Consider the following 12442-nt stretch of genomic DNA (forward strand, 5'->3'; position numbering starts at 1 on the left):
GGGCGCGGGCGCTGCGGTGGATCATCGTCGCTCCTTCTCGGCCTCGCGGGACCGGTTTAAAGGTCGAACGTGGTGGACCGTATCAGGTGGCCCCGACAGCCCCGTCACGGGGGCCCGGCCCCGGGGGCGCGTCCCCCTCCGGCTCACCGGCGTCGTCGGCGTCGGGCACGCCGGCGGGCTCGTCGCGACGCGTCCGGACGGGGTGGACGATCGGGGCGCCGCGCTCGGGGAACGGGACCTCGACCTGGTCGAAGTCGCGCGGGACGAGCACCCGGTCGAACACCGCCGTCGCCTCGGCGCGGACCTCCCGGGGCGCGAAGCGGCTGGACAGGTGCGTGAGCACCAGCAGCGCGACGTCGGCGTCGCGGCCGAGCTCGGCGGCCTCGCGGGCGGTGGTGTGGCGGGTCTCCCGGGCGCGGGCGCGGTCCTCGTCGAGGAACGTCGCCTCGTGCACCAGCACCGACGCGCCGCGCGCCGCGTCGCGTGTCGCGTCGCACGGCTCGGTGTCGCCGCTCAGCACGACGACGCGCCCGTGGCGGGGGGCGCCGAGCACCTCCGCGGGTCGCACGACGCGGCCGTCCGGGGTCGTCACCTCCCCCCCGCGCTGCAGCACGCCGAACGCGGGTCCCTCGGGGACGCCGAGGGCACGGGCGGCGGCGATGTCGAACGCGCCGGGGCGGTCCTCCTCGGCCAGCACGTACCCGACGGAGGCGATGGAGTGGCGGGTCGGGAACGCCCCGATGTGGAAGCCGTCGCCCGCCCACGCCGTCTCGGGCCCGCCGCCGCCGACCTCCTCCATGTCGACCGGGTACGGGAGCCGCCCGATGACGGGCGCGAGGGTCTCCATGAGGCGCACCAGCCCCCGGGGGCCGATGACGAGCAGCGGCCGCTCCCGGCCCCGCAGGCCGAAGGTCTTCAGGAGGCCCGGCAGCCCGAGGTAGTGGTCGCCGTGGAGGTGGGTGAGCAGCACGAGGTCGAGGTCGGCGAGGCCGAGGCCGGAGCGCAGCAGCTGGCGCTGGGTGCCCTCCCCGCAGTCGACGAGCCACCGCTCCCCCCCGCGCGACAGCAGGGTGGCGGCGGTGCCGCGTGCGGCGGTGGGCACGGAGGCCGCGGTGCCGGCGAAGGTGATGAACATGTCCACGCCGCGATCCTAGTCGCCGCGGCGCCGGCGCCCTCAGCGGCGGACGAGCCCCGGGTCGAGCGGCCCGGCGGGGTCGTCGAGCCGCCAGAAGGCGACGCGCGGCGGCGCGTCCGCGGTGACCTCGACCTCCGCCATCGTGTGGTGCGGGGACCGGCGCCGGTCGGTGGGGCTGCCGGGGTTGAGGATGAAGAAGCCGTCGTCGGCGACCTGGTGCAACGGGATGTGGGAGTGGCCGAACACGACGCCGGCGGTGCCGGGGAAGCGCCGGCGCATCCGCGCGAGGCGGCCCGCCTCCGGCCCGGCGTCGTGGATCACGCCGATGCGGACGCCGGCGGCGGCGAGCTCGGCCGTCGGCGGCAGGGCGGCACGGACCTCCCGGTCCTCGACGTTGCCGTGGACGGCGACGAGCGGGGGCCCGAGCGACCGGAGGACGGCGAGCGTCGCGGCGTCGGACCAGTCCCCGGCGTGGACGATCGCGTCGGCGGCCCGGAGGCGGTCGAGGCAGGCCCCGGGGATCCCGGCACGCCGGGGCATGTGGGTGTCGGAGATCACGGCGATGCGCACGGGGCCGATGATGCCCGACGGGGGCATCCGCGGCGTCAGAGGGCGGGGCGGCGTCCCGACGCGACGAGCGTCACGCCCGGCATCTCCAGTCCGTCCGGGGACGCGTACGGGGCGACCGCCGCGGCGGCGCGGTCACGCAGACGTGCGGCGGCGGCGGGCGGCAGGTCCGCGACGATCACGGCGAGCGGTCCCGCGAGCGCGATCGTGCGGTCCCACCACTCCCCCACCGAGGCCGCCCGCAGGGGTGCGGGATGCGCGTCGATGACGACGTCCGCGACCCCCGCGGCGGTGAGAAGGCGCGCCAGCGCCGCGGCGTCGGACAGCGCGAACGGGCCGGGCACCCCGGGCGGGGGGACCGGCCGGCCGAGCTCGGCGGCCACCGCGTCGAACACGAGGCCGAGCCACGGGTTGCGGTCGCGGGGTCCCCAGACCGCCAGCGCCAGGCGTCCGCCGGGACGCAGGACCCGGAGGATCTCGCCGGTGGCACGCGGCGGGTCGGGGACGAACATCAGTCCCTCGCGGCAGAGCGCCACGTCGTAGGTCCCGTCGGGGTCGGCGATCGCCTCGAGGTCGCGGACGGCCGCCTCGACCTGCACGAGCCCCGCGGCCGCGGCGCGGCCGCGGGCCACCGCGACCATCGCCGGCGAGACGTCCGACAGCACGACCCGGCCGGTCGACCCCACGCGGTGGGCCGCCGCGATCCCGGCCCCGCCGGGCCCGCACGCGAGGTCGATCACGTGCTCCCCCGGCGCCGGGGCGGTGCGCGCGAGCATCTCCGCGGTCACGCCCGCGGCGCGGTCGTCGGCGTACCCGGCGTGGTCGCGCCAGCCACCGGCGACGGCGTCCCACATCCCGTGCAGGTGGGTGCGCATCGCCCCGCCCCCGGCCGTCGTCGCCCGCGTCCCGGTCGCCATCGCCGCCCCTCCCCCATTCCATGACATCACTGATGCAACGAATGTCGTGCGACACTACCGGAATGCCCCCCGATCCCGTCAACCCCCGCCGGCGCTACGAGTCCCCCCGTCGTCGCGCACAGGCGGCGGCGACCCGGCGCGAGATCCTGCTCGCGGCGGAGCGCCTGTTCGCCGCGCGGGGCTACACCGCGACGACGATGGCGGCGATCGCCTCCGAGGCGGGGGTCGCCCCACGGACCGTCTACGTCGCGTTCACCGGCAAGAGCGGCGTGCTGCGGGCCCTCTGGCACCTGCGCCTGCGGGGCGACGACGAGGGCACGCCCATGGGCGAGCGCCCCTGGTACCGCGCCCTGCTCGCCGAACCGGACGCGAGGCGCCGGCTGGACGCGATGGCGGCGGTGTCGCGCGAGGTCAAGGAGCGGGCCGGGACGCTGCTGGAGGTCATCCGCTCGGCGGCCGCCGCCGACCCTGACGCGGCCGCCCTGTGGGGGCGCATCGGCACGGAGTTCCACGGGCTGCTCGGCGGGGTCGCCGCGACCTTCGACGAGGGGGGCGCACTCGCGCCGGGCCTCGACCGGGCGACCGCGACGGACCTGCTCTGGACGCTCACCCATCCCGACGTGTGGCAGCTCCTCGTCGTCGCACGGGGGTGGACGCCCCGCCGCTACGAGACGTGGCTCGCCGGGGCCCTCCGGCGCGAGCTGCTCGGGGACCCGGCGGGCGCACCGGTATCGTCCCGGTGATGGAGGTCACCCGCGAGAACGCCTGGGCGACGCTGACGCGGTACACGACGGGCGAGTCGCTGCTGCGCCACGCCCTCGCCGTGGAGGCGTCGGTGCGCTGGTACGCGCGTGCCGCCGGCGAGGACGAGGAGTTCTGGGGCTGCACCGCCCTCCTCCACGACTTCGACTACGAGATGCACCCCACGCTCGACCAGCACCCCCAGGACGGCGCCCCGATCCTCCGCGACGAGGGGTGGCCGGAGGAGCTCGTCGAGGCGGTGCTCTCCCACGCCGAGCACCTGGCGATCCCCCGCGACACGCCGTTGAAACGGACCCTCTTCGCCTGCGACGAGCTCTCGGGCTTCGTCCACGCCTGCGGCCTGGTGCGGCCCACCGGCCTCGAGGGCCTCACCCCGAGGTCGGTGCGCAAGAAGCTGAAGCAGCCGTCGTTCGCCGCCGGTGTCCACCGCGACGAGGTGGTCGCGGGGGCGGAGCTGCTGGGCCTGGAGCTCGACGTCCACATCGCCAACGTCGTCGCGGCGCTCCAGCCGATCGCCGGCGACCTCGGCCTGCCGACCGGGGCCGCCGCCGACTGACCGGCGGGGCGGTGCCCTATGCTGTCGGCCGGGCGCGCGTAGCTCAGTGGATAGAGCGCTGGCCTCCGGAGCCAGAAGTCGCAGGTTCGAATCCTGCCGCGCGCACTCGCCGGGATCCCCCATTCCCAGGGGGTCTCGGCGTCTCCGCGTCCCGCCGGTCCGTGACCGCGCCGAGGACCGCCCGCCCGCCGTACGCGACGCCACCCTCGCCCGCGGACGGGGTCAGCGCCGGGGCCCCAGGACCACGTCGCTCCCGAGCGTCCCCGCGACGACCTCCCCGGCGACGTCGCCGATGCGCCGGCTCCGGCCCCGGGCGTAGCGGCGCATGCGGCCGAAGGCATGGTCGACCCCGATGCCCGCGGTCTGGGCGAGGATGCCCTTCGCCTGCTCGATCACGATCCGGCTGCGGAGGGCGTCCTCCAGCTGGTCGGTGACCACGTGGAGCTCGTTCGTCGCGCGTCGCTGCAGCAGGGCGATCGTCGCGACGTCCGCGAGGGCCTGTGCGATCGCGATGTCGGACCGCGTGAGCATCACGGGCTCGGTGCGGAACAGGTTGAGGGTGCCGAGGACCTGGTCGCGGAGCCGCAGGGGCACCGCGTGGGCGGCGTGGTACCCGGCGCGGAGGGCGACGGGCGCGAACGCCGGCCAGCGGTCGGCGTGGTCGGCGAGGTTCGCGACGTTGACGGGGGCACCCGTCCGGACGCAGTCGCGGCAGGGCCCCTCGTCGTTCTGCACCTGGAAGAGCTCCATCGCCTCGGTGGCCTCGTTCGTCGCCGCCATCAGCACGAGGTCGCCGTGGCCGTTCACGAGCAGCAGGCCCGCGGCGGACGCGTCGAGCAGGTCGACCGAGCTCTCGGTCAGGCGTGTGGTGAGGTCGACGACGTCGAAGTCGTCGACGAGGTTGTCGGCGAGCTCGACCAGCGTCCTCGCCAGGCGCTCCTCCCGGCTCACGGGCGCTCCCCCCACCGCCGTGCTCCCGGACGATGTCCGACCACCCGTCACCTCCGGCCCGCGCGACGATGCATGGCCGCCGGGTCTGGGGCGGGGCGCCCGTGACGGAACCTCCGTCCGGGCGTCAGCCGCGACGCTACCAGCCCGCCCGGAGGGCGCGGCCGGTGACGGTCCCCCGCCGCACGGCCCCGCACCGGCTCCGGCGTCCCCCGACCCGGGGGATCGCGGGATCGCTCCCACGTGCCGATGGGCGGGTGAGGATCGTCCACCTGAACCGGCCCGCCGGGCCGACTGGGCCGTCACCGGCCTCCTCCCCGGACGATCGCATGACCCCGCGCCGACGCGCAGGGGTCGGGAAGGTTCCCCATGCGTCCCCATCTGCCGGCACGCGGACTCCTGCTGTGCGCGGCCGTCGCCGCGCTCGGCCTGTCCGCCATGACCGGCTCCGCCTCCGCGGCGACGTCGTCACCCCCGCGCGACTGCGCGCCACCCGCGTTCGCCGGGAGCATCGAGGCGCAGGCCGCCGGCAAGTGCGTCCCCCTCCCGGCCGTCTGCCGCGCCCCCCGGGCCCGCGGCCTGCGGGGCGTCGCCGGCGCGACCGGCGCCCGTGGGAAGGTCGGCGCCACCGGGCGCCGCGGCGTCGCCGGGCCCGTCGGTCCCGCCGGCGCGGACGGCGCCACCGGTACGACGGGCGCCACCGGCGCGACCGGCGCTCCGGGCCCCGTCGGCGCGACGGGCGTGGCCGGCCCCACCGGACCCGCCGGCGCGACCGGGCCCGCCGGCCTGAACGGGCTCGCCGAGTACGCCTACGTCTACAACACCGGCGGCGCGGTCATCGCGCTGGAGGCCGACGTGCCCCTCGACGCCAACGGCGTCATGACGCCCGGCATCACCCACGCCCCGGGGGACCCGGGATCACCCTCGTCACCGCCGGCACGTACGCGGTGACGTTCTCCGTCGCCGGCGTCGAGCCGAACCAGATGGCGCTCTTCCAGAACGGCGCCCTCGTCCCCGGCTCGATCCACGGGTCCGGCGCCGGGACGCAGCCCTCGACCGGCCGGGTCATCGTGATCGCCGGCGCCGGCGACGTGCTCACGGTGAGGAACCACACCTCCTCCGCCGCTGTCACCCTCCAGACCCTCGCGGGCGGCACCGAGGCGAACTCCAACGCCTCCGTCCTCATCGAGAAGCTCGGGTAGGGACCACCGCACCCCCGGCGCCCGCGCCGTGGGTGCGGGCCGCCGGGGCGGGGATCACCCCGGCGGGTGCCCGTCTACCGACCCCGGGGGGAACGCGAAGTCCATTGTGACCGTGGTGCCCCCGCCGTCGGACGCGACCCCGATGCGGTCCGTCAGGGCGCACATCACGAGCCGTCCCCGGCCACGCGACCGTCCCGGCGACGGGGCCGTCGGGGACCCCAGCGGCAACGTCGCCCCGAGGCGGCCCTCGTCGCTCACCGACACCCGCGCCCGGTCGCCGTCGACGCGGAGGCCCACCAGGACGCGCCCGCCCTCCGGGGAGCCGTGCTCGACGGCGTTCGCCACGGCCTCCGTCACCGCCAGGATGATGCGGGCGCACGTCTCGTCGTCGCACCGCGCCCGCGCCAGCAGCCCGGTGAGCACCCGGCGGACGGAGGACAGGGTCCCGGCGTCGGCGAGGACCCGCAGGTGGTCGCCGCCCGGGACCCCGGCGGCGGCGGTCGCCCGGCCGCGGACCGCGTCGTGGTGGCGGGCCCACTCGGCGACGAACCGGGGCCGGTCGCCCGCGATCCGCGCGTGGAGCGCGCAGACGTCCACCGTGCGCCGGTGCGTGCCCCGGACCCGCGCCACGGCGGGGTGGCCACACCGCTCGGCGCCCGGCCGGCTCCGCGTGAGGAGGAGGGCCTGACAGCGTTCGCGGTCCACGACCTCCGCGGTACGTCCGGCCCATGCGACCTCGCCGGCGGCGGTGGCACCGTCGGCCACCCGGTCGTCCCGCACCCCTGTGATCCCCACCGTGGTCCCCTCGTCGCGGGAGCCGCCGGGGTCTCGGGCAGCGTTCCGGTCACTGGTGCCCCGAACGGCCGCCGCCGAATCACACGGCCGCAACCGGGGTCACGCGCCGGCGGGCTCCGGCGCCACGGCCAGGCACACCGCCGTCGCGTCGTCGTCGAGCCCGTCGGGGCTCGCCCGGAGGACCGCGGCGTGGATGTGCCGGACCGTCGAGGAGGCGCTCCGGTCGCGTGACCGCCGGGCGGCGGAGACGACCGCGTCCATCCCGAGCCCCACCTGGTCGGGCCCGGACCTCACGATCCCGTCGGACACCATGACCAGGCGGTCCCCCGGCCCCAGCGACGACACGACCTGCGACGGAGCCGGCCCCGCGCGACCCCCGAGGCCCCGCCCCCCGGGGAACCGCACCCGCTCGACGGTTCCGTGCGCCCGGAGGATCACCGGCGGGACGTGGCCGCAGTCGACCATCCGCAGGACGGACGTCGACGCGTTCCAGTGGACCCCGAGCGCCGTCATCTCCATGTGGGGTCCCGGCATCTCGCGGAGCGTCTGGTGCATCGCGATCAGGGCCTCGGGGACGTCGGCGCCGCTGCGGCGGCTCGCACGGAGCGCGCCGAGCGCGACCGCGCTGCTGGCCGCTGCGCGGGTCGTGCCGCCGAGTCCGTCGGCGATGGTGATCCACAACCCGTCGGGGTTCTCGACGATGTCGAACCAGTCGCCGGCGACCTCGTAGCTCGGCAGGACGTTGCCGGCGACCTCCCCGCCCGTGACCTGGGAGATCCGGGGCGGCAGCAGGCTCTGCTGGATCTCGGCCGCCGCCACCGGGCGCTTGCGCCGCTGCGCCTGCGCGAAGACGTCGGTGTAGCGGTCGGCGAGCGTGATCGCGGCGGCCGCCTGGCGGGCCATGTCGTCGAGGGGCTGCGCCGGCCGGCCGAACGCGATCATCACCCCGATCGCGCGCCCGCGCAGCCAGAGGGGGACGACGTGAGCCGGCTCGGGATGCGTCTCGAGGTGCGCGTGGAGGTGCTGCAGCGCCTCCACGTCGAGCTCGGGGCCGACGGCGAGCGGGGCCTCGAGCAGGTCCGGCAGGCGTCGCGGGCCCGCGACCCGCAGGAGGTACGTGCCGTCGATGTCGAGCACGTAGAGGGCGACGGGGACCCCGGCGATGCGGGCCGCCTCCGCGACCAGCTGACCGGGGAGCTGCGCGGGCGGCACGGCGTCCATGACGTGGATGGCGTCGAGCACCACGGGCCCGGTCCGCCCGAGGCGGCCGGCCGGCAGGTGCCCCGCGCCCGCCGCCGGCCTCGGGCTGCGGCGCCGCTCGGACACCGCCGCGACCACCCCGTCGCGGTCACCGAAGTGGCGGTACACCGTCGTCCGCGACGTGCCCGCCGCGGCGGCGATGTCCCCGACGGTCGCCCCCGGCGACTGCCCCAGCAGGCGCCCGGCGGCCGCGAGGATCCGCTCGCGGCTGCGCACCGCGTCGGCCCTCCGGGGCTCGGAGGCGTCCGGGCCGCCGGCGGACGTGGGTGGGACGTCCTCGGTCACGGCGACAGCCTGTCGGAACGCCGCGCGGCCGTCGCCCCCGGGCGTGCGATCTGACACACGTTCGGTCACCGTCGTGGCGCATTTCGGGTGCCGGGGCCCCGCCCCGGTTCGCCGTACCGGCCCCGGGTAGGCAGCGCTCCCGAACGACATCGACCGGCCGGGGGGACGACGCCCGCCGGCCCCAATCCACACGGGAGGCACCGAGTGATCCTCGCCCTCGACATCGGCGACAGCTTCCAGAACTTCAGCGACGAGCTCTTCACGTGGCTGCCGCGCCTCATCGGCGCACTCGTCATCCTGCTCATCTTCTACGTGGTCGCCCGGATCGTCCGGAAGGTCATCGCGAAGGCCCTCTCCAGCGCCGGGATCGACCGCGCGGTGAGGTCCGGCAGGTACGGTGATTACGTCACCCAGTACGCCTCGGGGTTCACCCCCAGCACGGTGATCGCCACCATCGGCTTCTGGTTCGTGCTGCTGACCGGCGTGCTGCTCGCACTGTCCACCCTCGGGATCGAGGCCCTCGACAACGCGATCGCCTCGATCGTGGGCTACCTGCCCAACGTCGTCGCGGCCATCGTCATCCTGGTCGTCGCGATCGCGATCGCCGGCATCGTGGGCGGCGCCATCACCAAGCTCATGGGCGACACGGCCCTCGGCAAGATCGCCGCGAGCATCGTCCCGGTGCTCGTCCTGACGGTCGCCGTCTTCATGGCGCTGGTGCAGCTCGAGATCGCCACCCAGATCGTCGTCGGGATGTTCTACATCGTGCTCGGCGGCATCGTGCTCGCCGTGGCCCTGGCCTTCGGCCTCGGCGGTCGCAACGCCGCCCAGCGGCTGCTGGACGGGGCCTACGAGAAGGGCCAGCAGGCCATGCCGCAGGCCAGGGAGGAGCTCGCCCTCGCGAAGGACCGCGCCGCCGAGCGCACCGGCGAGGCCCGGCAGAAGGTCGACGAGAAGCGGTCCGAGGTCGAGGGCGGCGGCTCCGGCCCCGCGCTGGGCTCCGCCTGACCGCCGCGCCCCGGGCGGCGTCCGGGCGCACCGCCCGGCCCGGCCCCCGACCGGGGGCCGGGCCGCACGGGCCCGCATCGCGGGGCCCGCACGACGACATCCGACGGAGGAGACCCCATCGTCGCCATCGCCGTCATCGCGAACCCGCGACGGCGGCTCCGGCGAGGACGACGGGCCAGCCGGAGGCGGCCCTGACCGTTCCGCGGTCGTCGAGGACGACCCCGACGTGGTCCGGCTCGCCCACGGGCGGGCGCTCCCCTTCACCGCTGGGCCGTGGGCCCGCGCCTCCTACCGGGAGACCGTGTACGGGCGCCTGCGACCCGCGACCCGGGAGGACGCGACGAGGGTCCGCCAGGGCGCCGGGTACGCCATCCGGTTCGGCTGGCCGACGGCACCCGGACGGGCGTCGGGGGCGGTGGGGTGGGTCCGGACGGACCCACCCCACCCCCCGGCGTCAGGCGGGGCCGGCCTCCCGGGTCGCCACCTCGTCCGGGACGCGACGGCCGACGCCGTCGTGCGGCGGCTCGATCGTGAGGTTCGGGAGGACCCGCTCGAGCCAGCGCGGGATGTACCACGACTTCTCGCCGAGCAGCGTCAGCAACGCCGGGACGAGCGTCATCCGCACCAGCAGGGCGTCCACCAGGATCGCCACGGCCAGCAGGAGCCCGAACTCCTTCGGGATGCGGTCCGCGCTCAGGATGAACGCCGCGAAGACGGTGCCCATGATGATCGCGGCCGCCACGATGACGCGGCCGATCGCCGCGATGCCGTGCTCCACCGCCGCCCGGGTGCTGTACCCGTGGACGTGGTTCTCCGTGATCCGGCTCATCAGGAACACCATGTAGTCCATCGAGAGCCCGAACAGGATCGCGAACGCGATCGGCGGCACGAACGTCTCGATCGGGCCGGTCACGTCGAGACCGGTGAGGCCCAGGAGGTAGCCCTCCTGCACCACCAGGGTCAGGACGCCGAACCCGACGAAGGCCGACAGGATCGTCGTGATCGCCGCGGTGAGGGCGATCACGGCCGATCGGAACGCCATCGCCAGCACGAGGAACGTGATGCCGACGATGTAGAGCAGGAAGTACGGCATCCGCTGGAAGATCTGCTCGGCGATGTCCTTGAACGCCGCCGTCTGACCGCTGACGTAGGCCGCGGCGTCACCCCCGGCGACGGCCTGCGGCACCACCTCGTCGCGGATGCGGTCGACGAGGTCGTCGGTCGCCTCGTCCTGCGGAGCCGACTCCGGCGTCACGAACACGATCGCGACCGTGCGGTCGTCGTTGAAGACCGGCTCGCCGACGCGGGCGACGTCCTCGACGCCATCGAGCCCGTCGGCGATCCTCTGGGGGGCCCCGGGGTCGCCGTTCACGTCGATCACGACGGGGATGGGGCCGTTGAAGCCGCGACCGAAGCCCTCCGCCAGCAGGTCGTACGCGCGCCGGCTCGTCTGCTCGTCGGGCTGGGTGCCCTGGTCGGCGGCGCCCAGGCGCACCAGGGACGACGTCGATGCGAGGACGAGGATCAGCAGCAGGACCCCCGGGAAGATGATCTTCGCGTGGGCGCAGACGAACCGGCCGTAGCGCGCGATGAACGTCTTCTCGCGCCCCTCCTCCGAGTCGTCGAGCTGCTTCAGGAAGGGCACCTTCAGACGGTCGACCTTCGTACCGAGCAGCGACAGCACCGACAGCAGCAGGGAGTTCGCGATCAGGACCGTCGTGAGGACGCCGAGGGCGCTGCCGAAGCCGAGGATCGTGACGAACTTCAGCCCGATGAGCGCGAGGCCCGTGACGGAGATCGCGACGGTGACGCCCGCGAAGATCACGGCGCGCCCCGCGGACGCCCCGGCCTCGGCCGCCGCGTCGCGTGGCGAGAGCCCCGCGTGCAGCAGCTCGCGGAAGCGCGTCACGATGAACAACGAGTAGTCGATGCCGACGCCGAGGCCGATCATCGAGACCAGGATCGGCGTGACCGTGTTGACGTCGGTCAGGCCGGCCATGATGAACAGCAGCAGGAACGCCGTGGCGAGCGCCACGATCGCGAGCGCGATGGGGATGATCATCGCGACGAGCGTCCGGAAGACGACGAGCAGCACGATGATCGCCGCGAGCAGGCCGAGCAGCTCCGCGGAGCCCTGCTCGATCGGCGGGAATTCGGCGTCGCCGTTGTACTCGACGGTCACCCCCACCGGGGCGACGGCCTCGCGGAAGAAGTCCTGGACCTCCACGACCCGGTCGCGGTCGGCCTCCTCGATGGTCTGGTCGAACTGCGCCTCGGCGTAGGCGATGCGCCCGTCCTGCGACACGGTCGCCGGGTCGAGCGGGTCCTTCACGTCGACCAGCCCGGCCTCGCCGTCGACGGGCGTGTCCGACGCCGGCGCGAACCGGGTGCGCGCCTCCGCGACGGCCGCCTCGATCGCCGCGCGGCGCTCGGGCGTGTCGAGCCGCTCGCCCTCGGGCGCCGCGAACACGACGTTCAGGACGCCGCCCTGCTCGGCGGCGAACTCGGTCTCGATCAGGTCCGTCGCCTTCTGGGTGTCGGACCCGGGGATGTCGAACTCGTCCCGCAGCGACCCGCCCACCGTCGCGACGAGCGCGATCAGCACGACGATGATGCCGAGCCAGCCGAGGACCGTCTTCCACGGGTTGTAGGCGAACCAGCGGGCCAGGCGCGCGAGGGCCCCCGTCGACGTGCGCTCGTGCTCGCGAAGCCCTGACACCTTCCGTCCTCCCCGTTCGTGGGCGCGTCCGACGCGGCCCCGTGGACCGCAGCTCGCGACGTCCGCGCCGCCCGACGAGAGGGATCTCCCCGCCGGCGCCGGACCATCTCGATCGAAGCGCGATTCTATGGTCCGAACCGGATGGCGGCGCAAGCCCCGGAGGGCGATCCCGACGGCCCCGTCCCGTCCCCGGGGAGGGCCGGCCGTCCCGGGGGACCGCCGGCGACCATCCTCCGATCGGTGCCGCCACGATCATCCGATCGGTGATCGCGCCGGACTGCACCCCGG

12 protein-coding genes and 1 tRNA gene are annotated in these 12442 nt (G+C 75.5%); 6 read left to right on the plus strand and 7 right to left on the minus strand.

The features are described from left to right. Nucleotides 1-82: 82 nt before the first annotated feature. The 3 genes from rnz to IU369_RS10410 are packed head-to-tail and all read right to left on the minus strand — an operon-like array spanning nt 83 to nt 2619. Nucleotides 83-1135: a ribonuclease Z gene (gene rnz / locus IU369_RS10400; RefSeq protein ID WP_246551489.1), complete on the minus strand. Its 1053-nt coding sequence runs from the start codon at nt 1133-1135 to the stop codon at nt 83-85. A gap of 39 nt (nt 1136-1174) precedes the next feature. Continuing rightward, nucleotides 1175-1705 carry a metallophosphoesterase family protein gene (locus IU369_RS10405; RefSeq protein ID WP_217920913.1) on the minus strand — a complete coding sequence of 177 codons (531 nt, stop codon included), beginning with the start codon at nt 1703-1705 and terminating at the stop codon, nt 1175-1177. A gap of 35 nt (nt 1706-1740) precedes the next feature. Then, nucleotides 1741-2619 (minus strand): class I SAM-dependent methyltransferase, encoded by an 879-nt coding sequence (locus IU369_RS10410; RefSeq protein WP_217920914.1) that lies wholly within the window; start codon nt 2617-2619, stop codon nt 1741-1743. Between the two features lie 62 nt (nt 2620-2681). Between IU369_RS10410 and IU369_RS23590 the strand changes: the two genes are divergently transcribed. The 3 genes from IU369_RS23590 to IU369_RS10425 all read left to right on the plus strand — a co-directional run bounded on the left by IU369_RS23590 (nt 2682) and on the right by IU369_RS10425 (nt 4042). Then, nucleotides 2682-3362, plus strand: a complete 681-nt coding sequence (locus IU369_RS23590; protein WP_217920915.1) for a TetR/AcrR family transcriptional regulator — start codon at nt 2682-2684, stop codon at nt 3360-3362. Next, the gene (locus tag IU369_RS10420; protein WP_217920916.1) at nt 3362-3937 is read left to right on the plus strand and encodes an HD domain-containing protein; all 576 of its coding nucleotides are present in this window, start codon (nt 3362-3364) and stop codon (nt 3935-3937) included. The genes IU369_RS23590 and IU369_RS10420 overlap by 1 nt, the downstream gene beginning before the upstream one ends. A 32-nt stretch (nt 3938-3969) precedes the next feature. After that, nucleotides 3970-4042 (plus strand) — tRNA-Arg (locus tag IU369_RS10425). A gap of 117 nt (nt 4043-4159) precedes the next feature. Here IU369_RS10425 and IU369_RS10430 read toward each other — a convergent pair. Further along, entirely contained in the window at nt 4160-4888 is a 729-nt protein-coding gene (locus IU369_RS10430) for a GAF and ANTAR domain-containing protein (RefSeq protein WP_217920917.1), read from the minus strand. A gap of 366 nt (nt 4889-5254) precedes the next feature. On the opposite strand from IU369_RS10430, the gene IU369_RS23595 reads away from it, so the two are divergent. Both IU369_RS23595 and IU369_RS10440 read left to right on the plus strand, forming a co-directional pair. Then, nucleotides 5255-5836, plus strand: a complete 582-nt coding sequence (locus IU369_RS23595) for a hypothetical protein (RefSeq protein WP_217920918.1) — start codon at nt 5255-5257, stop codon at nt 5834-5836. After that, nucleotides 5833-6087: a hypothetical protein gene (locus tag IU369_RS10440; RefSeq protein ID WP_217920919.1), complete on the plus strand. Its 255-nt coding sequence runs from the start codon at nt 5833-5835 to the stop codon at nt 6085-6087. The genes IU369_RS23595 and IU369_RS10440 overlap by 4 nt, the downstream gene beginning before the upstream one ends. Nucleotides 6088-6141: 54 nt before the next feature. Here IU369_RS10440 and IU369_RS10445 read toward each other — a convergent pair whose 3' ends face one another. After that, a complete protein-coding gene (locus IU369_RS10445; protein WP_217920920.1) occupies nt 6142-6882 on the minus strand; it encodes an ATP-binding protein in 741 nt (246 codons plus the stop codon). Between the two features lie 99 nt (nt 6883-6981). After that, nucleotides 6982-8427 carry a PP2C family protein-serine/threonine phosphatase gene (locus tag IU369_RS10450; RefSeq protein WP_217920921.1) on the minus strand — a complete coding sequence of 482 codons (1446 nt, stop codon included), beginning with the start codon at nt 8425-8427 and terminating at the stop codon, nt 6982-6984. Nucleotides 8428-8631: 204 nt separating this feature from the next. Between IU369_RS10450 and IU369_RS10455 the strand changes: the two genes are divergently transcribed. After that, nucleotides 8632-9435 carry a mechanosensitive ion channel family protein gene (locus IU369_RS10455; RefSeq protein ID WP_217920922.1) on the plus strand — a complete coding sequence of 268 codons (804 nt, stop codon included), beginning with the start codon at nt 8632-8634 and terminating at the stop codon, nt 9433-9435. Between the two features lie 454 nt (nt 9436-9889). On the opposite strand, the gene IU369_RS10460 is transcribed toward IU369_RS10455, so the two are convergent. Next, nucleotides 9890-12154 carry an MMPL family transporter gene (locus IU369_RS10460; protein ID WP_217920923.1) on the minus strand — a complete coding sequence of 755 codons (2265 nt, stop codon included), beginning with the start codon at nt 12152-12154 and terminating at the stop codon, nt 9890-9892. Nucleotides 12155-12442 lie beyond the last annotated feature (288 nt).

The sequence above is a fragment of the Miltoncostaea oceani genome (assembly GCF_018141545.1).
GTDB lineage: Bacteria > Actinomycetota > Thermoleophilia > Miltoncostaeales > Miltoncostaeaceae > Miltoncostaea > Miltoncostaea oceani.

Bases quoted from the DNA above. Each gene is read 5' to 3' on its own strand.
- rnz (WP_246551489.1), bottom strand. From the start codon at position 1,135: ATGTTCATCACCTTCGCCGGCACCGCGGCCTCCGTGCCCACCGCCGCA.
- IU369_RS23595 (WP_217920918.1), top strand. From the start codon at position 5,255: ATGCGTCCCCATCTGCCGGCACGCGGACTCCTGCTGTGCGCGGCCGTC.
- IU369_RS10410 (WP_217920914.1), bottom strand. From the start codon at position 2,619: ATGGCGACCGGGACGCGGGCGACGACGGCCGGGGGCGGGGCGATGCGC.
- IU369_RS10420 (WP_217920916.1), top strand. From the start codon at position 3,362: ATGGAGGTCACCCGCGAGAACGCCTGGGCGACGCTGACGCGGTACACG.
- IU369_RS23590 (WP_217920915.1), top strand. From the start codon at position 2,682: ATGCCCCCCGATCCCGTCAACCCCCGCCGGCGCTACGAGTCCCCCCGT.